This is a genomic window from Streptomyces sp. NPDC044044, assembly GCF_056434405.1.
Window position 1 is genome coordinate 353,533 of sequence record NZ_JBWKFG010000010.1, and the last position, 23,546, is coordinate 377,078.

Genomic DNA, 23,546 nt, shown 5'->3' on the forward strand with positions numbered 1-23,546 from the left:
TGACCGCGGCCGAGATCGGCATGTGGCAGGCCTTCCGCAACGGCAGCGTCTATGACCTCCGGTCGGGAGACCCGATGGCGGACGATCCGCACGGCGGCCACCCCTGGGGTCCGGAGCGCAGCGTGCGCGCGCGCATCGTGTGCTGGCTGCTCCTGGAGGGGCCGCCCGCGCTCTCGGGCCGGGTGTCGTCGCTGAAGCTCTCGGGGCTCCAGATCACGGACGTGCTCGACCTGGCGGGCGGCGAGGTCCTTCCCTACGCGGAGCTGAAGCACTGCCGTTTCGAGAAGGAAGTGCTCGTCCCCGAGGCCAAGTTCACCACGCTGCGCCTGGTCAACTGCTCGATCCCGCGCGTGGAGGCGGCCCGCGTGCACACGGAGGGCGATCTGCATCTGCCGCGCTGCCGGATCCACAACGGCATGCGGCTCACGGACGCCCAGATCGGCACCGACCTGCTGATCAACCAGGCCGTGATCTACCGCGACCGGCGCGGCAACTCGATCATGGGCGACGGGCTCTCGGTCGGGCAGGACCTGCAGGCCGAGATGATGGAGTCGCACGGCCAGCTGAGCCTGCGCGGCGCGAAGGTCGGCGTCTCCTTCAGCCTGCGCGGCAGCAAGCTCGCCAATCCGTACGGCCAGCGTGCGCTCAACGCCCCGCAGATGACCGTGGAGCGCACGCTCTACATGACGCCCGCCGCGCTCGGCGATCCCCCCATGACCAGCGGCACGACTCCCCCGCGCGGCACCCGTATCCAGCGCTTCGAGTGCCAGGGCGGCATACGGCTCGACGACGGGCGCTTCGGCGACGCCGTCGACCTGGCCCAGGCGCGCTTCACCCTGGAGAACGACCAGGAGGTGTCGCTGCGCCGCGTCCAGACCCCCGAGCTGCGCTTCCTCGGCGAGGCCCCGCAGCGCGGCAAGATCATCCTGTCCGGCGCCAAGGTCGTCAACCTCATCGACAAGTCGACCAGCTGGCCAGGGCCCGGCGGCCTCCAGATGGGCGGCTTCAGCTACGAGAACCTCGTCCCGCTCGGCAGCTTCCCGCTCTCCCGGCGGCTGAGCTGGGTGGCGGCCGCGACCGCCGAGTACAACCCGGAGCCGTACGAGAAGCTGGCCACCGTCCTGCGCAACGGCGGCGAGGACGCCGACGCCCGCGAGGTCCTGCTCGCCAAGCAGCGCCGACGCCGCGAGACCCTGCCGCTCGCGGCCAAGCTCTGGGGCTTCGCCCAGGACTGGACGGTGGCCTACGGCTACCGTCCCGGCCGGGCGGCCCTCTGGATGGCGGTGCTCTGGGCGGTGAGCGCGGTGGCCTTCACGCGCGCCGACCACCCGGCGATCAAACCGGGCGAGCACCCGAACTGGAACCCCGCGCTCTTCTCCCTCGACCTGCTGCTGCCGGTCATCAACCTCGGCCAGGACAGCTACTGGCAGCTGCGCGGCGGCTGGCAGTGGTTCGCGGCGATCCTGATCCTGCTCGGCTGGGTGCTCGCGACGACGGTCGCGGCGGGGGCGACGAGGCTGCTGCGCAGGAACTGAGGGGGCCGCGGGGGCCGCAGACCGCCTACGGGGGTGGAAATTTTACCTGCCCTTGACCACGTGTCAGGCAACCGAACGACCGATACGAAAGCTTCACCGGCTACCCCCTGGCCCTACCCCCACCTGCGGTTTTCAATACCCACACGATGGCATTTCTGCGCGCCCTGATCCGCACCGCACGCATGGTCAGGAACACCCCTCTCCTGGCCGCCGGTCTGACCCCCGACGACGAGGTGCTCCTCGACGCGCCCGACGACCGGCTCGGCCCCGCCCTGGTCGCCGCGGGCCGTGGCGACTACGACCCCGCGGCCAAGCTGCTCGCCATGACCCGCGAGGGCAACGAGTGGGAGAACCGCGACCGCTACACGACACGCCTCGCCGCCTTCGCCCGCTCCCGCTCCGAGTGGTTCGACGACTGGCAGTCCGCCGCGCCGCACGACCCGGACGCGCTGCTCGTCAAGGCCGAGCTCGCGGTCGTCCGCGGCTGGGAGTCGCCCGCACGCGCCGAGCTCCTGCGCGAGACGGCGCCCCTGCTCACCGCGGCCGCCGAGGCCGACCCGCGCGACCCCGTGCCCTGGCGGATCGCCCTGGACTACGCCCGCGGCACCCACGCCCCGCACTCGGTCTTCGACGAGATCTGGGCCGAGGCGGTGCACCGCTCCTCGCACCACTACGGCTGCCACGCCTCGGCCCTGCAGTACCTCTCGGCCTCCTGGTACGGATCGCACCGGCAGTGCTTCGACTTCGCCGAGCGTGCCGCGCGCGACGCGCTGCCCGGCTCGCTGATCCAGGCGCTGCCCGCGCGGGCCGCGTTCGCCTACCTCACCAGCTCGTCGGGGAGCGTGCCGCGCGAGCGCCTGGACGCCGCGGCCGACCTCGGGATCACCGTGTCCCGGGAGTACGAGGCCGGGGATCCCTGGCCCGCCGAGGTCCGCAACGTCCTCGCGTACGTCCTCGTACGCCTGGAGCGGTGGAGCGACGCCCTCGAACAACTGCGCCTCATCGGGCCCCACGCGACGTCCTTTCCCTGGGACCGCATGGCCGACGACCCCCTCGGCCAGTTCCTGGAACTGCGCGACGGCATACGCATCGAGGTGGCCTCCGAGACCCCGCTGCGCACCGGTGGCGGACGTCCGCACTCAGACGACCATTAGGCTTGAGGCTCGTGACCACCGTCCGGCTTCCGCTCTTCCCGCTCAACTCGGTGCTGTTCCCGGGACTCGTGCTCCCGCTGAACGTGTTCGAGGAGCGTTATCGCGCCATGATGCGCGACCTGCTCAAGACTCCCGACGAGGAGCAGCGTCTCTTCGCGGTCGTCGCGATCCGCGACGGCCTCGAGGTCGCGCCGAGCGCCCCGGGCCTCCCCGACCCCACATCCCAGCCCGAGCAGGGGCCGACCGCCGGCTTCGGCGACGACCCGCTCAAGGCCTTCCACGCGGTGGGCTGCATCGCGGACGCGGCGACGATCAGGGAGCGCGCCGACGGCGGCTTCGAGGTCCTCGCCACCGGCACCTCGCGCGTGCGCCTGCACTCGATCGACACCTCGGGCGCCTTTTTGACCGCGGAGGTCGAGGAGCTGCCCGAGGAGCCGGGCGAGGAGGCCGGCGCGCTGGCCGCGGGCGTCCTGCGGGCCTTCCGCGCCTACCAGAAGCGCCTCGCGGGGGCGCGTGAGCGCTCCCTGTCCACGGGCGCGGAACTGCCGGACGACCCGTCCGTGGTGTCGTATCTGGTCGCGGCCGCGGCCGTCCTGGACACCCCGACGAAACAGCGGCTCCTGGAGGCGCCCGACACGGCGTCGCGCCTGCACGACGAGCTGAAACTCCTTCGCGCGGAGACCGCCATCATCCGTAATCTGCCGTCGTTGCCCGCGACGGACCTGACGCGCGGCACCACGAGCCTCAACTGACGTAAGGCGCGAGCGCTTTGGCGAAGAAGCAGAAGAAGCAGCAGTCGGGCACGGGCGGCACCCCGGCGACGGTCGCCCTCACCGCGGCGGGCGCGGCCTACACGGTCCACGCCTACGAACACGACCCCGCGCACCCCTCGTACGGCGAGGAGGCGGCCCAGGCCATGGGCGTCTCCCCCGGCCGGGTCTTCAAGACCCTGGTCGCGGAGGTCGACGGCGAGCTGACGGTGGCCGTGGTCCCCGTGGCGGGCACCTTGAACCTCAAGGCCCTGGCCACGGCGGTCTCCGGCAAGCGCGCGGTGATGGCGGACCCCGCGGCCGCCGAACGCACCACGGGTTACGTACGGGGCGGCATCTCGCCCCTGGGCCAGCGCAAGAAGCTCCGCACGGTCCTGGACGACTCGGCCTCGTCGCACGCGACGATCTGCGTGTCGGCGGGCCGCAGGGGCCTCGAAGTGGAGCTGGCCCCCGGCGACCTGGCGTGTCTCACGGGCGCGGTACTGGCCCCGATCGGGCGTGAATAGGCCCTCGACGCAGGGCCTCGGCTCGACTAGTACCACCCTCATGTCGAAGAAGACGCGCAAGAGGAAGTGGCGGGTGCGCAAGGGCAAGGCGAACCACGGGAGGCGCCCCGCCTGACGCCGGACGGGCGCGGGGCGGCTTCCGCGGCGGCCTCACGCCCCGGTAGGGCCAGGGCCGCCCTCGGCCCGGTCGGGGTCCCCGTAGGGCAGGGGGTACGGCTCGGGGTCCCGCGGCCCGAAGAGCCCGGTGAGCCCGAGGTGGACAAGGAGCGCCGCCACGGGCCAGGCAAGGAGCGCGCCCTTGGCCTTGAGCTCCAGGGGCGCGTCGAACGCGACGCCCTTGCCCACGGACTTCGCGTGGGCGACGACGTCGGTCTCGGGGCCCAGGAAGATCCCGAGCCGCCAGCCGATCACCGCGGCGAGCAGCCCTCCGGCCGTCAGGCCGACGACCAGCGGAATCCCGCCCCGCTTGCGCAGCAGGAACACCACGGCGCCGGTCACGGCGCCGAACGCGAGCCCGAGCAGAGTGAACGTTCCGTCGACCCCGATCGCCTGCTCGCCCTCGGTGTCCTTGAGGTACACCGCGTCGCTGTCGGCCACCAGCGGGACCCGCGGCGCGAGCCACAGCCACAGGAGGCCGAGCAGTACGCCGCAGACAGCAACCGCGACCATGATCACTGCGGCCTGCCGCACTTCGGTCTTCATGCCAGGACCGTCCTCCTCATGAGCCGACGTGGGAACGGCTCCGGACGGCTGAGCGGCTTGCTGCCAGGGGTCGTGCGGGGGCCGGTCATGGGGCGGCTGGGAGGGCGTCAGCGGTGCAGTCACCCACACATGGTGCCAGTCCTTCCTGAGGACCGCGTCACCGCACAGCCGCACGGCGGTAGGCCCAGGTGGCGATCGCCAGCGAGGCGACGCCGACCCCCGCGCAGACGGCGAGATCGAGGGCGACGGCCGCCCAGTCCGGATGCGGCCCGAAGGTATGGGCGAACGCCTCGACTCCGTACGTCGAGGGCAGCAGGTCACGGGCGTACTGCAGGAAGCCGGGCATCCGCTCGGCCGGGAGCACGCCGAGGAGCAGCGCCGCCGACATGCCCAACTGGCCGAGCAGCGTGGCCAGTTCGGGGCGGGGCGCGAGCAGCCCGAGGGCGGCGCCGAGCCCGGCGAGCGCGGCACCCGCCAGCGGGATCACCGCGACGAGCACCCACAGGTTCGTCATCGGGAGCCCGAAGAGGCCGCACCCGACGACCGCGGTGACGAAGGTGCCCGGCACGGTGAACGAGGCGTAGGCGGCAGCCGCCCCCAGGACCACCGAAGCGGGCGGCACGGGCAGCGTCGCGTAGTGGTCGAGGCCGCCGTCGGCCCGCAGCTGCCCGAAGTACTGCGCGAGCAGGTTGAGCGCGACGAACGCGACGACGAGCACGGAGGACCCGGCGACGACGGCACGCGCCTCACCGCCCCCGTCGACGACGCCCCGCATCAGGATCATGATCCCGACGGACTGGAAGGTCGCCACGAAGAGCAGCGGAATCCGCGCGACCCGCGCCCGGGACAGCTGCGCCCGGTAGACGGCCGCGAGCGCGGGAAACAGCCGCGCACGGGGCCCCAGGGGCGCGGCCACGTCGCTCTGCCGCTCGCGCTCGTCGGCCCGTACGGCCGCTTCCAGGGGAACGGCACTCACCGAACGGCCCTCCTGTTGCAGTTCATCCGCCCGGCGAAGGTCACCCCTTCACCAGCCCTTCCCCGTTCCCGCCCAGGGCGAGATACACATCCTCCAGGCTCGGTGTGGCCAGGGTGAAATCGTCCAGGGCGGCGAAGGCGGCCCCGCCGGTGACCGCCGCGACCGCGGCCCGCGCCTCGTCGGGGGCGAGCCGCAAGGACCACCGCCGCCCGGACTCCACCGCGGACGAGCGCAGCGCCGCGACCTCGGGGACGTCCAGCGGCGCCCGCTCCCGCCAGACGAGCTCCACCCGGACCTCTCCCGCGACCTGCTCCTTCAGCCCCAGGGGGCTGTCGCAGGCGATGACCTTGCCGTGGTCGAGGACGGCGACGCGGTCGAGGACCGTCTCAGCCTCGATGACGTTGTGGGTGACGAGCAGCACGGTCGTGCCGCGCTCGGCCCTGCGCCGGTCGACCGCGCCCCACACCGCGCGCCGCGCGATGGGGTCCATGCCGGTCGTCGGCTCGTCGAGGACGAGGAGCGGCCGCTCCCCCACCAGGGCGGTGGCGAAGCAGGCCAGCCTGCGCTGCCCGCCGGAGAGCTTCTTCAGGGGGCGCGACGCGAGCGGGGTGAGCGCCAGTTCTTCGAGTACGGCGTCCCGCTCGACCCGCGCGGCGCGCACATCGAGGCCGCGCAGCCGCGCGGTCGTCTCGACGGCGAGCGAGACGGTCAGCTCGTCGAGGGCGGTGGACTCCTGCCCCAGGTACGCGAGGATCCGCGCGGCCCGCTCGGGGTGGCGCAGGATGTCGTGCCCGAGGATCTCGACGCTCCCGCTGTCGGGCCGCATCAGGCCGGTCAGCTGGCGTACGAGGGTGGACTTGCCGGCGCCGTTGGGCCCGAGAAGGCCGAAGATCTCGCCGCGCCTGACCTCCAGGCTGATGCCGTCGGTGGCGCGCACCTCGGGCGTCGCGGGCGTGCCGCGCCTGCCACGGGCGGCGGGATACGTCTTGACGAGGTCGCGCACCGCGCAGACGGCATCACTGCCGTGACCCTGTCGGAGCCCCTGTCGGACTGCCTGTGCCGAGCGCGTACTCACGAAGGACGAGAGTACGGGGTCGCGTGCCCGGTACGACGCCCGGGGCGCCCCGTACGCCCCGTATCAGTCATCTGCGGGACGTGTGTCCCTCACCCGTTCGCGTACCTGTTCGGTCACTCGCCGGAGCGGTCGCCCACCGGTGCGTGCTCGACCGCCGTGTGGACGTCGATCTCGCGCCAGAAGCCCGCCCGGATCGCGTACCGGTCGTGCTCGTCGATCTGGTCGTCCTTGTGGGCCAGCAGACCGAAGCGCGCCGCGTACCGCAGGAGCTCGCCGTCGACGCGGTGCGGGATGCGCGGGTACATCGTCGAGAGCTTCTGCAGGTTGTGCTGTTCCGGCAGGCGGGCCATCCAGCGGCGCGCGAACACCTGCCCGACCTCGAAAGGATCACCGCCGACGGTGGTGATGTCCTCCTCGCGGTCGGCCCAGCGCTGCTCGGCCGTCGTCAGCTGGGCGAGCGTCGGCAGGGCGGCGGCCTCCGGGCTCTCGGCGGCGCCGCCGGGGCGCTCGACCCAGCCCTTGTCGGAGGACCAGCGCAGCGTCGCGTTCGTGGGGTGCGGGGCGGCGGGCTGCGTGCCGGGGCCGCGCAGGGCCGCCAGGTCCTTGGGGGTGGGTACGCCCTTGCCCGGCGGGTGGTGAGCGGCGCCGCTGTCGCCGTTGGCCCCGGCTTCGGCGTGCTGACCGTGCTGACCGTGCTGGTCGTGGTGGACCCCGGCGGCCTCGTCGGCGGCCCGCTGGGCGCTGGCCGCGAGCGCGGACTCCGGCAGGGGCGCGGAGAGGATCGCGGCGATCTCGGGTCGCGGCACGGGCGGGGGCGCGCAGACGCCGGTGAGCTCCTTGGGGCGTACGGCCTTGGTGATCCAGGCACGGTCGAGGACGCGGCGCTCGTCGGCCTCGGCGACGAGGTCCTCGGACTGGTTGTAGTCCCCGTCGGCGGCCTGCACGGCCCACAGGTGGACGGCGACGCCGTGCTCCTTGGCGGCCATCATGCCGGGCAGCAGGTCCCCGTCGCCGGTGACGAGCACGATGTCCGAGCAGGCGCGGTTGCGGGCCAGCTCCGTCAGCTCGGCGTGCATGGCGGCGTCGACGCCCTTCTGGGCCCACCGCCCGTCGCTGCGGGTCAGGGCCCCGAGCCTGACCGTCACGCGCGGCATGACCCGCAGCCTTCGGTGCTCGGGCTGCGGTACGCGGTCGGGGGCGCCGTCGAACCAGTAGATCCGGAGCAGGGGGCGCTCGGTGTCGGATTCGGCGCGCTCACGGATGCCCTGGATCAGGGCGGTGTGATCGACGGTGATCCGGGACCGGGAGGGCTCACCCGCGAGGAGACTCGCGGCGGCACCCAGCAGATACCCGGCGTCCACCAGGACGATGCAGCGGTCCACGCGATCCACCCTCTTTCCCTGGAGATTCCCTGGAAGTAATGGTTCGGGTTTCCTTCGAGTCTGCCCGACCAGCGGGAGGTTAACGGCCGGAACTCGATCTTCGGCGTGGCGTATCCCGACTTCACTCTCCGACAGGGCTTATTACGCACGGTAATTCTCTGAAATGCGCAGCTTGTCGGCATATGTGAATCTGGTCGCGTCCTGGCCCCCAGATCCCCTTCAGGAGGAAGATCACCATGGCCAAGAACAAGAACCGCAAGCAGGGCGACGATCACAACCGCGCTTCGGCGGCGGAGCAGGCGCAGGAGCAGGCCAAGTCGTCCGCGGAGCAGGCCGAGTCGAGGATGAAGGACGCCGTGCAGTCGCAGGGCAGCCCGGCCGAGGTCGCCCGCAAGCACCAGCGTCGCTTCGGCCACAACTGACGTACACGCAGGCGTATATGCGTGAAGGGGCGCACCCGGATTGCCGGGTGCGCCCCTTCTTTTTGTTTCTTCTATGACCTATCCGGCCAGACAGGACGCTCCGAGCAGCACCTTCAGATCGCCGAAGAGCGCCGCGTCCGGCTGCACCCGGTGGCGGTCGAGCCGCAGCACCGTGGTCTTCTGCGCCCCCTGGAGCTTGATCCGCACCTCGCTGTTGCCCCGGTGGTGGCTGAGGATCTCACCGAGGCGGCTGACCATCGGCGGCGTCACGCGCACCGTCGGGATGGTGATGAGGACGGGCGCGTTGGTGCCCGCGTTCGACAGGTCGGGAACCTGCATCTCCATCGCGACGAGGCGCGGCACGTCCTCGCGCTTGTCGAGGCGGCCCTTGACGAACACCACGGCGTCCTCGACGAGTTGGGTCGAGACCAGCTGATACGTCGCCGGGAAGAACATGCACTCGATGGAACCCGCGAGGTCCTCGACCGTGGCGATGGCCCAGGCGTTGCCCTGCTTGGTCATCTTGCGCTGGAGGCCGGAGATGATGCCGCCGATGGTGACGATCGAGCCGTCCGAGTAGTCACCGCCGGTGAGTTGCCCGATGCCCGCGTCGGCCTTGTCGGACAGGACGTGCTCCAGGCCGAAGAGCGGGTGGTCGGAGACGTACAGACCGAGCATCTCCCGCTCCTGGGCGAGGAGATACGTCTTCTCCCACTCGTCGGTGGTGAACTCCACGTCGAGCCCGAAGCCCGGCTCGTCCCCGGCGCCCTCGTCACCCATCGCCCCGAAGAGGTCGAACTGTCCTTCCGCTTCCTTGCGCTTGACCTGCACGACGTTGTCGATCATCGGCTCGTACTGCGCGGTCAGGCCCTTGCGGGTGTGCCCCATGGTGTCGAAGGCGCCCGCCTTGATCAGCGACTCCGTGGTCCGCTTGTTGCAGGCGGCGGCCTCGACCTTGTCGAGGTAGTCGGGGAAGGAGGCGAACTTCCCCTTGGCCTTGCGCGACCGGATGATCGAATCCACCACGTTCGTACCGACGTTGCGGACCGCCTCCAGGCCGAACAGGATCACGTCGTCGCCCTGCGCGGCGAAGTTGTGCACGGACTCGTTCACGTTGGGCGGCAGGACCTTGATGCCCATGCGCCGGCACTCGTTCAGATAGACGGCCGACTTGTCCTTGTCGTCCTTCACCGAGGTGAGCAGCGCCGCCATGTACTCGGCGGGGTAGTTCGCCTTGAGGTAGGCGGTCCAGTACGTGACCAGGCCGTACGCCGATGAGTGCGCCTTGTTGAACGCGTATCCGGCGAAGGGCACCAGGACGTCCCACAGGGCCTGGATCGCCGCGTCCGAGAAGCCGTTCTTCTTCGCTCCCTCCTGAAAGAGGACGAAGTTCTTCGCCAGCTCGTCGGGCTTCTTCTTGCCCATCACGCGGCGCAGGATGTCGGCTTCACCGAGGGAGTACCCGGCGATGATCTGCGCGGCCTTCTGCACCTGCTCCTGGTACACGATGAGGCCGTAGGTCAGGCCGAGCGTCTCCTTCAGGGGCTCTTCGAGCTCCGGGTGGATCGGCGTGATCTCCTGGCGGCCGTTCTTGCGCTCCGCGTAGTTGATGTGCGAGTTCATGCCCATCGGGCCCGGCCGGTACAGGGCCGAGACGGCGGAAATGTCCTCGAAGTTGTCGGGCTGCATCTGGCGCAGCAGCGAACGCATCGGGCCGCCGTCGAACTGGAAGACACCGAGCGTGTCACCGCGGCAGAGCAGTTCGAAGGTCTTGGGGTCGTCGAGCGGGAGCGAGAGCATCTCCAGGTCGATGCCCTTGTCGTTGCGCACCATCTTGACGGCGTCGTCCATGATGGTGAGGTTGCGCAGACCCAGGAAGTCCATCTTGAGCAGGCCGAGCGACTCGCACTGGGGGTAGTCCCACTGCGTGATCGTCACGCCGTCCGTGTGCCGCACCCAGATCGGGGCGTGGTCCACGATCGGCTCGCTGGACATGATGACGCCGGCCGCGTGCACGCCCATCTGCCGGACCAGGCCCTCCACACCCTTGGCGGTGTCGATGACCTTCTTCACGTCCGGTTCGTTCTCGTACATCCCCCGGATCTCGCCCGCCTCGCTGTAGCGCGGGTGCTTGGGGTCCGTGATGCCGGAGAGGTCGATGCCCTTGCCGAGGACGTCGGCGGGCATCGCCTTGGTGAGGCGGTCGCCCATCGCGTACGGATATCCGAGCACGCGCGCGGAGTCCTTGATGGCGTTCTTCGCCTTGATCTTTCCGTACGTGCCGATCATGGCGACCTTGTCGGCGCCGTACTTCTCGGTCACATACCGGATCACTTCGACGCGCCTGCGCTCGTCGAAGTCGATGTCGACATCGGGCATGGAGACGCGCTCGGGATTCAGGAACCGCTCGAAGATCAGGCCGTGCGTGATCGGGTCGAGGTCGGTGATGCCCATGGCGTACGCGACGATCGAGCCGGCCGCGGAGCCACGGCCGGGGCCCACCGCGATGCCGTTGTTCTTGGCCCACATGATGAAGTCGGCGACCACGAGGAAGTACCCCGGGAACCCCATCTGGATGATGATGTCCATCTCGTACTCGGCCTGCTTCTGCCGGTCGTCGGGGACACCGCCCGGGTATCGGCGGCCCATGCCGACCCGGACCTCCTCCTGGAACCAGGTGACTTCGGTGAAGCCGTCCGGGATCTCGAACTTCGGCATGAGGTCGCGCTTCTCGAACATCCCGGTGGTGTCGATCTGCTCCGCCACCAGAAGCGTGTTCCGGCATCCCTCCTGCCAGGCGTCCGAGGAGTCGATGGCGTACATCTCGTCGGTCGACTTCAGGTAATAGCCGGTGCCGTCGAAGCGGAAGCGGTCCGGGTCCGAGAGGTTCTTGCCGGTCTGGATGCAGAGCAGGGCGTCGTGCGCGGTCGACTCGTGGGCGTACGTGTAGTGCGAGTCGTTCGTGACCAGGGGCGGGATCCCCAGCTCCTTGCCGATCTTCAGGAGGTCGTCACGGACCCGGTGCTCGATGTCGATGCCGTGGTCCATCAGCTCCAGGAAGTAGCGGTCCTTGCCGAAGATGTCCTGGTACTCGCCCGCCGCCTTGCGGGCCTCCTCGTACTGGCCAAGGCGAAGGCGGGTCTGGAGCTCTCCGGAGGGGCAGCCGGTGGAGGCGATGAGCCCCTCCGACCACTGGGAGATCGTCTCCTTGTCCATGCGCGGCCACTTCTGCAGCCAGCCCTCGGCATACGCGTCCGATGACAGCCGGAAGAGGTTGTGCAGGCCGGTGCTGTTCGCCGCCCAGATCGTCTTGTGGGTGTAACCACCCGAACCGGAGACGTCGTCGCGCTTCTGGTGCGGCTGGCCCCACTTGATCTTCCGCTTGTCGCGCCGCGACTCCGGCGCCACATACGCCTCGATGCCGATGATCGGCGTGACGCCCGCCTTCTGCGCCGAGTGGAAGAAGTCGTACGCCCCGTGGAGGTTGCCGTGGTCGGACATGGCGATGTGCGTCATGCCCATCTCATTGGCGGCATTGAACATGTCCTTGAGCCGCGCGGCACCGTCCAGCAGCGAGTACTGGGTGTGGACGTGGAGGTGCGTAAAGGGCGGCTTGGTCACGGCGGAAGGCCTCCGGAGAACGAATGGTGACAGGCTGCGGGCAGTCTGGGGGGACAGCGTGGAAGTCTAATCCGCGGCACTGACAAGCGACGGGCACTCGGGGGTACCGTCGTGCGTTGGACAGGTCGGAACACCTGTCCCGAATGTCATGCACGACCTGGCACCACCCGTTACCTGGAGGCACCCCGCGATGTCGGAACCGCAGCCCACCGCTGAGCAGCGCGGCGAGCAGATCCTCTCCGTCTTCGACACCGCGTTCGGCGAGCTGCTCGCCGCGGACCCCGCCGCGTTCCGGGTGAAGTTCCGGAAGATGGCCGCCTCCGCCTTCGCGTTCTACCGCGGCACGGCCTGCCTCTTCTACGGGGACCTGGAGCGCGAGCAGCACGGCGGTCCCTACCTGGACGAGCGCACGGGACGGGTGTGGATCCACGGCGACCTGCACGCGGAGAACTTCGGCACGTACATGGACGCCCAGGGCCGCCTGATCTTCAACGTGAACGACTTCGACGAGGCGTACGTCGGCCCCTTCACCTGGGACCTGAAGCGCTTCGCCGCCTCCGTGGCCCTGATCGGGTACACGAAGGCGCTCAGCGACGAGCAGATCACCGACCTGGTGCGGGTCTACGCCGCCGCGTACCGCGAGCGGATCCACGACCTGGCCACCGGCGCCAAGAGCGACGAGGTGCCGCCCTTCACCCTGGACACCGCCCAGGGCCCGCTCCTGGACGCGCTGCGCGACGCGCGCTCGCTGACCCGCTTCGGGCTCCTGGATTCCATGACGGAAATCCGCGACTTCGAGCGCCGCTTCGCCCCCGGCGGCGGCTCCATCGAGCTCGACGCGGCCACCCGGTACAAGGTGCTCGCCGCCTTCGACGGCTATCTGGAGACGCTGCCCGAGTCCTCGCTCACCCGCCCCGACTCGTATCGGGTGAAGGACGTCGTCGGACGCCGCGGCATCGGCATCGGCTCCGCGGGACTGCCCTCGTACAACATCCTCCTGGAGGGCAACAGCGACGCGTTGGAGAACGACGTCGTGATCTACCTCAAGCAGGCCCAGACCCCGGCCGTCTCGCGCCACATCACCGACGGCGCGGTCCGTGACTACTTCCAGCACGAGGGCCACCGCACGGTCATCTCGCAGCGCGCGCTCCAGGCGCACGCCGACCCCTGGCTGGGCTGGACCGAGCTGGACGGCGCCGGGCAGCTGGTCGCCGAGGTCTCTCCGTACGCCGTGGACCTGGACTGGTCGGACATCGACGACTGGGACGAGATCGCCGCGGTCATCGCCGACCTGGGCCGCGCCACGGCCACGATGCACTCCGCCGCGGACGACGAGAGCAATCACTCGGACCTGGTGCCGTTCTCCACGGAGCGCGCGATCGACGCCGCCATCGCGGCGGACGAAGAGGGCTTCGGCGACCTCCTCGTGGACTTCGCGCACGAGTACGGCGCACGGGCCCGCAGGGACCACCAGATCTTCGTCGACCTGTTCCGCAACGGTCGGATTCCGGGTCTGTAGGCACGGAGACGATGCCGTGTGAGTCAGCCGTGCAACTCATAGGCACCCTTTAGGGCTGGCTTACGGGAGCACATGGCACACTCGGCTGCGCGATGGACATATCCGGGACCCAGCTCAGAGCCGTGCGCGCGGCGCTGTTCACGACGCTCGTCGTGACGCTCTCCGCCGCGTCGCACGTCCTGCTGTCCCGCGCCCCGCTGCCGCTGACCACCGTCGCGGTGATCGCCGCCGCGGTCTTCGTCATCGCGTACGCCCTGGCGGGGCGCGAGCGTGGCTACGGCCGCATCGCAGCCCTCCTGATCCCGCTGGAACTGGCCGCCGACACGGTGTTCACCACGGGGCAGCACGTCTGTTACGGCCAGGCGGGCGGCCCCGTCGCGGGCCCGCTGCGCTCCGTCGGCTTCGACGTGCTGTGCGGCGGTGCCGGCGTCGGCACCCCGCTGGCCCAGATGACCGGCGGCGACGGACACCGTGCCGCCGCCGTGCTGCTCGCCGATGCCGATCCCGGCGCGGCCTGGCTGCTGCTCGGCGCGCACATCGGGGTCGGCCTGCTCGCGGCACTCTGGCTGCGGCGCGGTGAGCGCGCCCTGGCCCAGGTCCTGCGCGCGGTGGCCGCGTCCACCTTCCGGCCGCTGCTCATCGCGGTCGCCGCGGTGGGCATCCGCCTTCGGCCGCTGCGCCGGGCCCCGCGCCCCGCACGCCGGGTCCGGACCGCGCGTACGCGGCTTCTCGTGCATTTCGTGGGACGGCGTGGACCGCCGTGCTCGGCCGTCTTCGCCTGAGCACCACCGTCCCCACGCATGTCACCCCTACGGAGAACATCATCATGAGCAAGCGCAACAGCCAGGCGGCCAAGTCGGCGGCCCGCGAGCGGATCCGCGCCCAGCAGGAAGCCGAGCGCAAGCGCGAGAAGCGCAAGCGGTCGCTGATCGTCGGCGTCTCCGTCGTCGCGGTCCTCGCGATCGCGGGCGGCGTCGGCTACGCCGTCATGCAGTCCAACAAGCCCGGCCACTGGGAAGCCGCCAAGGACGAGAAGCTGGTCAAGCCGGCGAACTCCACGGGCACGGACGGCACGACCGTCGTCATCGGCAAGGACAGCGCCAAGAAGACCCTCAAGGTCTACGAGGACCCGCGCTGCCCGGTCTGCGCCAGCTTCGAGCAGACGGTCGGCCCGACGGTCGAGAAGGACCTGAAGGACGGCAAGTACAAGATCCAGTTCATCGGTGCCTCGTTCCTCGACCGCAACCTCACCGGTGAGGGCTCCAAGAACGCGCTCAGCGCGCTCGGTGCCGCCCTGAACGTGAGCGACCAGGCATTCCTCGACTTCAAGAAGGCGATGTTCTCCAAGGAGAACCACCCCTCCGAGACCGAGGACAAGTTCAAGGACGACGCGGTCCTGACCAAGATCGCGAATCAGGTCCCCGAGCTCAAGAAGAGCAAGACCTTCGCGAAGGACGTCAAGGACGGCACGTACGACCGCTGGGCCCTGGAGATGTCGAAGAAGTTCGACGACAACAAGGACGGCGTCGACGGCACCCCCTCCTTCGTCATGGACGGCAAGAAGCTGACCGGCGCCGACAAGAAGAACGCGCCCTCGACGGTCGAGGAGTACAAGACGGCCATCGCCGCGGCGCTCAAGGGCTGAACGGACGGTAGGGCCGCTCGCTGAGCGGCGGTTGGCGAAAGAGCGGGCGAACGTTTCGGAGTTCGCCCGCTCTTGGCGATTACTGATCAGTAAGGTAATCGCCCGTGACCAGTCGAAACAGCACCCTCAGTTCGCTCAACTCCGCGGCCCCGAGCCGCCGTACGGTCGTGAAGGCCGCTGCCGCCACCGCGGCCCTCGCGCCCCTCGCCGCCGCCCCCCTCGCGCACGCCGCCGAAGGACCCGCCTTCCACCACGGAGTCGCCTCGGGCGACCCGCTGCCCGACGGGGTCCTGCTGTGGACCCGCGTGACGCCGACCCCTGAGGCCTCGCCGGGCTCCGGCAGAGGGCCGGACACCGAAGTGAGATGGGAGATAGCCAAGGACAAGAGCTTCACCCAGGTCGTCGCCCACGGCAGCACGACCGCGCGCGCCGCGGCCGACCACACGGTGAAGGCCGACGTAAGGGGCTTGAGCCCGGCCACCACCTATTACTTCCGCTTCTCCGCGGGCGACCCGGGGGACGACGGCGCCCCGGTGCACTCCCCCGTCGGCCGCACCCGCACCACCCCCGCGCACGAATCGGCGGCCCCCGGTGTCCGTTTCGGCGTGGTGTCCTGCGCCAACTGGGAGGCCGGCTACTTCTCCGCGTACCGCCATCTCGCGGCCCGCACCGAACTCGACGCGGTGCTGCACATCGGCGACTACATCTACGAGTACCAGAGCGGCGAGTACCCGGCCGCCGAGTACGGAGTGCGCCTGCACGAGCCGCGGCACGAGATCGTCAGTCTCGCCGACTACCGCACCCGGCACGGCGCCCACAAGACCGACCCGGACGCGCAGGCGATGCACGCCACGCACCCGCTGATCGCGATCTGGGACGACCACGAGTTCGCCGACAACACCTGGTCGGGCGGCGCGGTGAACCACTCCCCGGAGACCGAGGGCGGCTGGGCGCAGCGCATGGCGGCCGCCAAACAGGCCTACTTCGAGTGGATGCCCGTACGCCCCTCCACCGAAGGCACCGTCTACCGGCGCCTCCGCTTCGGCAAGCTGGCCGATCTGCACCTGCTCGACCTGCGCTCCTTCCGCTCCGAGCAGGCGGGGTTCGGCAGCGGCGACGTGGACGACCCGGACCGTACGATCACGGGCCGCGCCCAGCTCGACTGGCTGAAGGCGGGCCTCGCCTCGTCCGACGCCTCCTGGAAGCTGGTCGGCACCTCGGTGATGATCTCGCCGGTCGCCTTCGGTTCCGTACCGGCCCATCTGCTCGAACCCATCGCGGAGTTGCTCGGCCTGCCCAAGGAAGGCCTCGCGATCAACGGCGACCAGTGGGACGGCTACACCGACGACCGCAAGGAGCTCATCTCCCACCTGGTCGACAAGGCCATCCGGAACACGGTCTTCCTCACCGGTGACATCCACATGGCCTGGGCGAACGACGTACCGGTCAGGGCCGCCACGTACCCCGCTTCGCCCTCCGCGGCCACGGAGTTCGTGGTCACTTCCGTGACCTCGGACAACGTGGACGACATGCTGCACGTCGCCCCGCACACCCTCTCGCTGGTCGCGGTGGGCGCGGTGAAGGCGGCCAACCGCCATGTGAAGTGGCTGGACATGGACTCGCACGGCTACGGCGTCCTCGACGTCACGGCCGAGCGGTCCCAAATGGACTACTACGTCCTGTCCGACCGCAAGGACCCCCGGGCGACCTCCTCGTGGGCCCGTTCGTACCGCACCCTCAGCGGCACACAGAGGGTCGAGCGGGCGTACTCCCCGGTGCGCTGACCCGGGTCACGCGCTTCTCCGGCGCCCCTTACTCTTGCGACATGAGTGGCCAGGGGGACGTGGTGGACGGGCGCTTCGAGCTGCTGGAGCGGCTCGGCAGCGGAGGCATGGGCACGGTGTGGCGGGCGCGCGACACCGTGCTGCACCGCGAGGTGGCCATCAAGGAAGTCCGGCCCACCGAGCGGGAGCTGACGGGCGAGGAGTCGCGCGTCCTGCGGGAGCGCGTGCTGCGCGAGGCCAGGGCGCTGGCCCGGATCAACCACCCGCATGTGGTGACGATCCATCACATCGTGGACACGGGCGCGCACCCCTGGCTGGTGATGGAGCTGCTGCCGGGGCGCACGCTCCAGGATCTCCTGGAGCAGGGCACGTTGCCGCCGCAGGAGGCGGCCCGCATCGGCCGCGAGCTGCTCTCGGCGCTGCGCGTCGCCCACGCGGCGGGCATCCTGCACCGGGACGTGAAGCCCGCCAACATCCTGCTGCGGGCCGAGACACCCGGCGGCGCGGGCCCCTCCGTGGTCCTCACGGACTTCGGCATCGCGACGCTGCGGGGCTCCACCCAACTCACCGCGACCGGCGACCTGATCGGCTCCCCGGAGTACATGGCGCCCGAGCGCATCCGCGGCACGGACCAGGGCCCGGCGGCCGACCTCTGGTCGCTCGGCCTCGTGCTCTACCTCGCCGTGGAGGGCATCAGCCCGCTGCGCCGCGCCACGACGCTGGCCACGCTCGCCGCCGTGCTCGACGACCCCGTGCCGCCGCCGGTGCGCTCCGGGCCGCTCGCGCCGGTCCTGAGCGCCCTGCTCGTACGGGATCCTGCGCTGCGCCCGGACGCGGGGCGCCTGGACGCGATGCTCGCCGCGGTGGCGCACGGGATCGCCTGGCAGCCTACGGAGACTTCGGAGCGCCCTCCGGTCACGGTGGCGCGGCTGCCCGCCGAGCCCCGCAGACGTACGCCGGTCATCGCAGCGGCGGTCGCCGTGGCGCTCGCCCTGGTGGGCGGTGCCGCGCTGATGCTCGCGCTGCGGGGCGGGGGCGGCACGGGCGGGGATGAGGACAAGGGCGGCGGGAGTTCCTCCGCGTCGGCTTCCTCCCCGGCGTCACCCGACCCCACGAAGGCGCCCAGGAGCCCGGACCGCGGCGAGAGCCCCGACAAGAGCGAGAGCCCCGGCCCCACCACGTCACCGGAGTCCTCCTCGCCCGGCGCCCCGCCCGCAGCGGGCAGCTGGGTCGCCCAGTTGTTCTCCGAGCCGGTCGGGTCAGGCGCGGACGCCCGTGACCGCCGGCTCGCGGCCGTGCGCAAGGACGTGCCGGAGGCGGAGTACGTGCGCAGCGACGACTACGCCTCGCTGCGGCCCGGCTTCTGGGTGATCTACGCCCCGGGGCCCTTCGCGGACGGCCGGGCCGCCCTGCGGTTCTGCGCCGAGCGCGGCAGGACCGCGGGCGACGAATGCGTCGGGCGGTATCTCAGCTCCAGCGGCGGCGACTACGACCTGCAGTGCAAGCCTCCCGTGAGCGCCCCGGTGGGACGCTGCACGCGCGCGTGACGGGCCGCGGGCCCTCAGAAGCTGGAGGGGGTCCCCTACGGACCTAGAGCGACTCCAGGAAGCCGATCGCCGTCCGCCACGTGGCCTCCGCCGCCTCGGCGTCGTAGTCGTCCAGGTCGGGGTCGGTGTAGAGGTGACCGGCTCCGGCGTATCGGTAGACCTCGACGTCGGCTCCGGCCCGCCCCATCTGCAGGTACCACGCGCTCAGCCAGTCGTCCGTCTCGAACGGGTCCGGCTCGGCGACGTGCAGCTGCACCGGCAGCTCGTCCACCGTCGTGTTCTCCGCGATGTCGGACGTGCCGTGCAGGAGCAGCAGCCCGCGCGCCTTGGCGTCGCCGAGGGCGAGGGTCTGCGCGGTGGCGGCGCCGAACGAGAACCCGGCGTAGACGAGACCCCGCTCGGAGTACGGCGCGGCGGCCAGAATCGCCCTCTTCAGGAGCTCGTCCTTGCCGAGCTCGTCCTTGAAGGCCATGCCTTCCTCGACGGTGTCGAAGGTGCGCCCTTCGAACAGATCGGGCGTCGTCACCTCGTGCCCCTCGGCGCGCAGCCGCTCGGCCGCAGCGTGCACCGCGGGCCGCAGCCCGTACGTCGAGTGGAAAAGCATGATGTTCATGGGGCCATCGTGCCACTTACCCTCGTGGGCATGGAGAACGTACTGCGTCCGTTGATCGTGGTCGGCGGCTCGGTCGTGCTCACGCTGGCCGTGGTTTGGCTGGCCGACGTGCTGCTGCGCCGGGCCGACGACCGCCACCCCGACAATCCGCTGTGGGGTCTGCTGCGCCGCTGCCGACTGCCACTCCAACTCGCCCTGTGCGCCGCCCTGCTGCGCGGCTCCTTCGAACACGCGAAGATCGCCGAGGACCACTCGGCGGGCATCGCGCAGACCCTGACCCTGGTGCTCATCGGTTCGGTGGCCTGGCTCCTCGTCCGCATCGCGACGGCCATCGTCGAGGCCACCTACGCGCGCTACGCGGGCGCCCACCGCGACCCGGCCCGCGTCCGCCGGGTGCGTACGCAAGTCACCCTCATCCAGCGGGTGGTCACCGCGATCGTCGGTGTCGTGGCCGTCGGGGCGATGCTGCTGACCTTCCCCGCCATGCAGGCGGCCGGGACGTCGCTGCTGGCGTCGGCGGGAGTCCTGGGCATCGTCGCGGGCGTCGCGGCCCAGTCCACGCTCGCCAATCTCTTCGCGGGGCTGCAGATCGCCTTCGGCGACATGGTGCGGATCGGCGACACGGTCGTCGTGGACGGCGAGTGGGGCACGATCGACGAGATCACGCTGACCTTCCTTGCCGTGCGGACCTGGGACGAGCGCAGGATCACGATGCCGGTGTCGTACTTCGTGTCGAAGCCCTTCGAGAACTGGTCGCGCGGCGGCTCGCAGATGACCGGCACGGTCTTCTTCCAGCTGGACCACACGGCGCCCGTCACCGAGATGCGCGAGCAGCTCCAGGACATCCTGCGCGAGTGCGCCGCCTGGGACGGCAGGGACTGGGGCCTGGCGGTCACGGACACGACGCCGAACACGATCCAGGTCCGCGCCCTGGTCACGGCCAAGGACGCCGACGACATCTGGACGGTGCGGGTCACGGTGCGCGAGCACCTCGTCCGCTGGCTGGCCGAGCACCACGCGTACGCGCTGCCGCGGGTCAACACGGCCTGGGCCGAACTGCCGCCTCAGGACGACCACCCGCATCCGCCCCCGCCGATCGTGCCGCGCACGGGCCGCGGCTGAGCCGCACCCGGGGCCGCGGCGGGCCCGCGCCCGCGTCAGGACCGCAGGCTGCGTACGTCGAGGTGGTGCAGGACCCGGTCGACGATCTCGGGATCGGCGCCGGGTTCGCTGCGCGCCGCGAGGATCTCGTGGCGGGCGGCCGACATCATGTCGCGCTGGATGCGCTGGACCGCCTTGAGGCGGTCGGCGCGCTTGGAGTACCGCTCGCGCCGTTCGTCGTCGACGATGTCGGGGCTGATCCTCGCGCCGATGTCGAACGCCCCGCGCAGCAGCCGCTCCGAGAGGTCCTCCGGCAGCTCCTCGACCTCTTCGATCTCCTTGAGGCGCCGCTTGGCCGCCTTGGCCGCCCGGATGGCGAGATCCCGCTCGATGGCCCGCTCGACGTCGGTGTCCGCGCGCACCCCGAGCTTCCTCACCAGCCAGGGCAGGGTGAGCCCCTGGACGACGAGGGTCGCCATGATGACGCAGAAGGCGATGAAGATGATCTCGTCCCGGGCCGGGAAGGGCTCCCCGCTGTCCGTCTTCAGCGGAATGGCGAGGGCAAGGGCCACCGATGCCACGCCGCGCATCCCCGACCACCACATGACGACGGTCTCGCGCCAGGTCGTCGGGATCTCCTCGTCGACGTCCCGCAGCTTGTGCAGGCGCTTGGCGAGCCAGGTCGCCGGCAGCAGCCACATCAGGCGTACGCCGACGACGACGGCGACGACCGCGGCGCCCCAGCCGAGCATCTGCGGCTCGCGGCCGCTCGCCGTGCCGAAGACGTTGTGCAGTTCGAGCCCGATGAGCCCGAAGGCGACGCCGGTGACCAGGGTGTCGACGATCTGCCAGAACGTCTGCCCGGTGATCCGCCCGAGCACGTCGTCGGCATCGGCGGCGTGCTCAGCGAGGTAGAGCGCCGTGGTCAGTACGGCGAGCACGCCGGAGCCCAACAGCTCCTCGGCGAGGACATAGCTCACGAAGGGCACGAGCAGCGTCAGGCCGGTCTGCAGGGTGGCCTCACCGAGCAGCCCCATGAGCTTGTTGGTGAGCCAGCCGAGCGCGAACCCCACGGCGACGGCGACCACCGCGGAGAGCGCGAGCTGCCCCACCGCCTCCGGCCACGAGAACGTCCCGCTCACCGCCGCCGCGATCGCCACGTGATAGAGCACGATGGCCGTGACGTCGTTGAAGAGCCCCTCCCCCTCCAGGATCGACACGAGCCGCCGCGGCAGTCCGAGCGACCCGGCGACGGCTGTCGCTGCGACCGGGTCGGGCGGCGCCACGAGCGCGCCGAGCGCCACGGCGGCGGCGATCGGCAGCCCGGGAACGACCGAGCCCGCGACCGCGGCGACCGCCGCCGTCGTCACGAAGACCAGGGCCACGGCGAGCAGGAAGATGGGGCGTCTGTTGGCCGCGAACTGCCGCCACGAGGTGCGCTGGACAGCCGCGTACAGCAAGGGCGGGAGGACCAGCGGAAGGATGTAGTCGGGCGGGATCTCGACGTTCGGGACCCAGGGAGCGAAGGCGAGAACGATTCCGGCCAGCGTCATGAGGACGGGCGCGGGCAGCCCGAGCCGCTCCCCCAGCGGCACCGTCACCACGGCGCCGAGCAACAGAACGAGCAGCAGCGCCAGTTGGTCCACGGTGCGCCCTCCGGCGGTTTCGAGGCGGTTCGGGGCTCAGACGATCAAGACCTCAACCCTGCCACGCATCCCCCGCGAACCAGGCCTTTGCCCCTCCGGCACCCTCGCCCGGCGAGGCCCCCCCGGCTCAGTCCAGCGACTTCCGCATGGCGCGGTGCGCGATGCCCGCGTCCGGGAACTCGGGGCCGTAGACCACGTACCCCAGTCGTTCGTAGAACCCCAGCGCATGCGTCTGCGCGTGCAGGTCGATCGCGGTGAGGCCACGCGCGCGTGCCGCTTCCTCGATCGCCCGCACCAGGGCCGCACCGACCCCGAGTCCGCGCGCGGCCCGCGTCACCGCGAGGCGGCCGAGCGCGCCCACCTCGGGGTCCCCGCCGTTCTTGGCCGCGGCCGCCGCACCGGAGAGCAGACGTCCTGTGCCCAGCGGCAGGCCGTCCTCACGGACCGCGAGGACATGCACCGCCCCGGCGTCGTACGCGTCGTACTCAAGGTCCTCAGGGACCTGCTGCTCGGCGACGAAGACTTCCTTGCGGACCGCGAAGCAGGCCTCCAGGTCGTCGGCCTCGACCGCGACGCGGCAGGTGACCCCGGCGCTCATGCGCTCTCGGCCCGCACCCGGTCGAGCGCCTGCTGGAGGTCGTCCGGATAGGTGCTCTCGAACTCCACCCACTGCCCGTCACCGGGGTGCTCGAAGCCGAGCCGCACCGCGTGCAGCCACTGGCGCGTGAGGCCGAGCCGCTTGGCGAGCGTGGGGTCCGCGCCGTACGTCAGGTCGCCCACGCACGGGTGCCGGTGGGCCGCCATGTGCACGCGGATCTGGTGCGTGCGCCCCGTCTCCAGCTTGATGTCGAGCAGGGAGGCCGCGCGGAACGCCTCGATGAGGTCGTAGTGCGTGACGGAGGGCTTGCCCTCGGCCGTGACCGCCCACTTGTAGTCGTGGTTCGGGTGGCGCCCGATGGGGGCGTCGATCGTGCCGCTCATCGGGTCGGGGTGGCCCTGCACCAGCGCGTTGTAGCGCTTGTCGACCGTGCGCTCCTTGAACTGGCGCTTCAGGGAGGTGTACGCGCGCTCCGACTTGGCGACCGCCATCAGACCGGACGTGCCCACGTCCAGGCGGTGCACGATGCCCTGGCGCTCCGCGGCACCCGAGGTCGAGATGCGGTACCCGGCGGCCGCGAGGCCGCCGATCACCGTGGTGCCGGTCCAGCCGGGGCTCGGGTGCGCGGCCACGCCCACCGGCTTGACGATCACGAGGATGTCGTCGTCGTCATGGATGATCTCCATGCCCTCGACGGGCTCGGCGACGATCTGCACCGGAGCGGGCGCCTGCGGCATCTCCACCTCCAGCCAGGCGCCGCCGTGCACACGCTCGGACTTGCCGACCACGCTGCCGTCGACCATCACCTTGCCTGCCGCCGCCAGCTCGGCGGCCTTCGTGCGGGAAAAACCGAACATGCGAGAGATGGCGGCGTCTACGCGCTCGCCCTCCAGGCCGTCCGGCACGGGCAGGGTGCGGATCTCGGGAATCGTGCTCACCCATTGAGTATG

The 23,546-nt window shown here is 70.8% G+C and carries 21 protein-coding genes; 12 read left to right on the forward strand and 9 right to left on the reverse strand.

From position 1 onward, the window contains the following. Positions 1-20 precede the first annotated feature (20 nt). From AC07AG_RS35215 to AC07AG_RS35235, 5 genes are all read left to right on the forward strand, one after another. Positions 21-1,535, forward strand: coding sequence for an oxidoreductase (locus AC07AG_RS35215; RefSeq protein WP_478760651.1), 1,515 nt, complete (start codon positions 21-23; stop codon positions 1,533-1,535). Between the two features lie 146 nt (positions 1,536-1,681). Next, positions 1,682-2,689 (forward strand): hypothetical protein, encoded by a 1,008-nt coding sequence (locus AC07AG_RS35220; RefSeq protein ID WP_478760428.1) that lies wholly within the window; start codon positions 1,682-1,684, stop codon positions 2,687-2,689. Positions 2,690-2,700: 11 nt separating this feature from the next. Next, positions 2,701-3,441 carry an LON peptidase substrate-binding domain-containing protein gene (locus AC07AG_RS35225; RefSeq protein WP_478760429.1) on the forward strand — a complete coding sequence of 247 codons (741 nt, stop codon included), beginning with the start codon at positions 2,701-2,703 and terminating at the stop codon, positions 3,439-3,441. A 17-nt stretch (positions 3,442-3,458) separates the two neighbouring features. Further along, entirely contained in the window at positions 3,459-3,965 is a 507-nt protein-coding gene (gene ybaK / locus AC07AG_RS35230; protein WP_478760431.1) for a Cys-tRNA(Pro) deacylase, read from the forward strand. A gap of 40 nt (positions 3,966-4,005) precedes the next feature. Further along, the gene (locus AC07AG_RS35235) at positions 4,006-4,080 is read left to right on the forward strand and encodes a hypothetical protein (protein ID WP_467690357.1); all 75 of its coding nucleotides are present in this window, start codon (positions 4,006-4,008) and stop codon (positions 4,078-4,080) included. A 35-nt stretch (positions 4,081-4,115) separates the two neighbouring features. Here the strand turns inward: AC07AG_RS35235 and AC07AG_RS35240 are convergent, their stop codons facing one another. The 4 genes from AC07AG_RS35240 to AC07AG_RS35255 all read right to left on the reverse strand — a co-directional run bounded on the left by AC07AG_RS35240 (position 4,116) and on the right by AC07AG_RS35255 (position 8,100). Continuing rightward, the gene (locus AC07AG_RS35240) at positions 4,116-4,790 is read right to left on the reverse strand and encodes a DUF2567 domain-containing protein (protein WP_478760434.1); all 675 of its coding nucleotides are present in this window, start codon (positions 4,788-4,790) and stop codon (positions 4,116-4,118) included. Positions 4,791-4,824: 34 nt separating this feature from the next. Then, positions 4,825-5,643, reverse strand: a complete 819-nt coding sequence (locus AC07AG_RS35245) for an ABC transporter permease (protein ID WP_478760436.1) — start codon at positions 5,641-5,643, stop codon at positions 4,825-4,827. A 40-nt stretch (positions 5,644-5,683) separates the two neighbouring features. After that, positions 5,684-6,646: an ABC transporter ATP-binding protein gene (locus tag AC07AG_RS35250; protein WP_478760438.1), complete on the reverse strand. Its 963-nt coding sequence runs from the start codon at positions 6,644-6,646 to the stop codon at positions 5,684-5,686. 185 nt (positions 6,647-6,831) lie between these two features. After that, positions 6,832-8,100 (reverse strand): NYN domain-containing protein, encoded by a 1,269-nt coding sequence (locus AC07AG_RS35255; protein WP_478760440.1) that lies wholly within the window; start codon positions 8,098-8,100, stop codon positions 6,832-6,834. 236 nt (positions 8,101-8,336) lie between these two features. Here AC07AG_RS35255 and AC07AG_RS35260 point away from each other — a divergent pair, with 236 nt between their 5' ends. Beyond that, the gene (locus AC07AG_RS35260) at positions 8,337-8,522 is read left to right on the forward strand and encodes a hypothetical protein (RefSeq protein ID WP_361045419.1); all 186 of its coding nucleotides are present in this window, start codon (positions 8,337-8,339) and stop codon (positions 8,520-8,522) included. A gap of 78 nt (positions 8,523-8,600) precedes the next feature. Here the strand turns inward: AC07AG_RS35260 and dnaE are convergent, their stop codons facing one another. Further along, a complete protein-coding gene (gene dnaE / locus AC07AG_RS35265; RefSeq protein WP_478760442.1) occupies positions 8,601-12,143 on the reverse strand; it encodes a DNA polymerase III subunit alpha in 3,543 nt (1,180 codons plus the stop codon). A 190-nt stretch (positions 12,144-12,333) separates the two neighbouring features. On the opposite strand from dnaE, the gene AC07AG_RS35270 reads away from it, so the two are divergent. The 5 genes from AC07AG_RS35270 (at position 12,334) to AC07AG_RS35290 (ending at position 18,638) form a co-directional block, all read left to right on the forward strand. Then, positions 12,334-13,662: a DUF2252 domain-containing protein gene (locus AC07AG_RS35270; protein WP_478760443.1), complete on the forward strand. Its 1,329-nt coding sequence runs from the start codon at positions 12,334-12,336 to the stop codon at positions 13,660-13,662. Positions 13,663-13,754: 92 nt separating this feature from the next. Beyond that, positions 13,755-14,444, forward strand: coding sequence for a hypothetical protein (locus tag AC07AG_RS35275; protein ID WP_478760445.1), 690 nt, complete (start codon positions 13,755-13,757; stop codon positions 14,442-14,444). A gap of 44 nt (positions 14,445-14,488) precedes the next feature. Then, on the forward strand, positions 14,489-15,307 hold the full coding sequence (locus tag AC07AG_RS35280; protein ID WP_478760447.1) for a thioredoxin domain-containing protein: 819 nt from the start codon (positions 14,489-14,491) through the stop codon (positions 15,305-15,307). 104 nt (positions 15,308-15,411) lie between these two features. Next, the gene (locus tag AC07AG_RS35285) at positions 15,412-17,091 is read left to right on the forward strand and encodes an alkaline phosphatase D family protein (protein WP_478760448.1); all 1,680 of its coding nucleotides are present in this window, start codon (positions 15,412-15,414) and stop codon (positions 17,089-17,091) included. Between the two features lie 41 nt (positions 17,092-17,132). Next, a complete protein-coding gene (locus tag AC07AG_RS35290) occupies positions 17,133-18,638 on the forward strand; it encodes a serine/threonine-protein kinase (protein WP_478760449.1) in 1,506 nt (501 codons plus the stop codon). 43 nt (positions 18,639-18,681) lie between these two features. Here the strand turns inward: AC07AG_RS35290 and AC07AG_RS35295 are convergent, their stop codons facing one another. Further along, a complete protein-coding gene (locus AC07AG_RS35295; RefSeq protein WP_478760450.1) occupies positions 18,682-19,251 on the reverse strand; it encodes a dienelactone hydrolase family protein in 570 nt (189 codons plus the stop codon). A 30-nt stretch (positions 19,252-19,281) separates the two neighbouring features. On the opposite strand from AC07AG_RS35295, the gene AC07AG_RS35300 reads away from it, so the two are divergent. Then, complete coding sequence (locus AC07AG_RS35300; RefSeq protein ID WP_478760452.1) at positions 19,282-20,373, forward strand: mechanosensitive ion channel family protein; 1,092 nt, start codon at positions 19,282-19,284, stop codon at positions 20,371-20,373. Positions 20,374-20,408: 35 nt separating this feature from the next. On the opposite strand, the gene AC07AG_RS35305 is transcribed toward AC07AG_RS35300, so the two are convergent. The 3 genes from AC07AG_RS35305 to AC07AG_RS35315 form a co-directional block, all read right to left on the reverse strand. Then, positions 20,409-21,998 carry a Na+/H+ antiporter gene (locus tag AC07AG_RS35305; protein WP_478760453.1) on the reverse strand — a complete coding sequence of 530 codons (1,590 nt, stop codon included), beginning with the start codon at positions 21,996-21,998 and terminating at the stop codon, positions 20,409-20,411. Between the two features lie 127 nt (positions 21,999-22,125). After that, positions 22,126-22,596 carry a GNAT family N-acetyltransferase gene (locus AC07AG_RS35310; RefSeq protein ID WP_478760455.1) on the reverse strand — a complete coding sequence of 157 codons (471 nt, stop codon included), beginning with the start codon at positions 22,594-22,596 and terminating at the stop codon, positions 22,126-22,128. Further along, positions 22,593-23,534 (reverse strand): RluA family pseudouridine synthase, encoded by a 942-nt coding sequence (locus AC07AG_RS35315; RefSeq protein WP_478760457.1) that lies wholly within the window; start codon positions 23,532-23,534, stop codon positions 22,593-22,595. The genes AC07AG_RS35310 and AC07AG_RS35315 overlap by 4 nt, the downstream gene beginning before the upstream one ends. Positions 23,535-23,546 lie beyond the last annotated feature (12 nt).

Coding starts and splice junctions, on each gene's coding strand:
- AC07AG_RS35215 (WP_478760651.1), top strand. CDS start 21: ATGTGGCAGGCCTTCCGCAACGGCAGCGTCTATGACCTCCGGTCGGGA.
- AC07AG_RS35220 (WP_478760428.1), top strand. CDS start 1,682: ATGGCATTTCTGCGCGCCCTGATCCGCACCGCACGCATGGTCAGGAAC.
- AC07AG_RS35260 (WP_361045419.1), top strand. CDS start 8,337: ATGGCCAAGAACAAGAACCGCAAGCAGGGCGACGATCACAACCGCGCT.
- AC07AG_RS35270 (WP_478760443.1), top strand. CDS start 12,334: ATGTCGGAACCGCAGCCCACCGCTGAGCAGCGCGGCGAGCAGATCCTC.
- AC07AG_RS35275 (WP_478760445.1), top strand. CDS start 13,755: ATGGACATATCCGGGACCCAGCTCAGAGCCGTGCGCGCGGCGCTGTTC.
- AC07AG_RS35280 (WP_478760447.1), top strand. CDS start 14,489: ATGAGCAAGCGCAACAGCCAGGCGGCCAAGTCGGCGGCCCGCGAGCGG.
- AC07AG_RS35290 (WP_478760449.1), top strand. CDS start 17,133: ATGAGTGGCCAGGGGGACGTGGTGGACGGGCGCTTCGAGCTGCTGGAG.
- AC07AG_RS35295 (WP_478760450.1), bottom strand. CDS start 19,251: ATGAACATCATGCTTTTCCACTCGACGTACGGGCTGCGGCCCGCGGTG.
- AC07AG_RS35300 (WP_478760452.1), top strand. CDS start 19,282: ATGGAGAACGTACTGCGTCCGTTGATCGTGGTCGGCGGCTCGGTCGTG.
- AC07AG_RS35310 (WP_478760455.1), bottom strand. CDS start 22,596: ATGAGCGCCGGGGTCACCTGCCGCGTCGCGGTCGAGGCCGACGACCTG.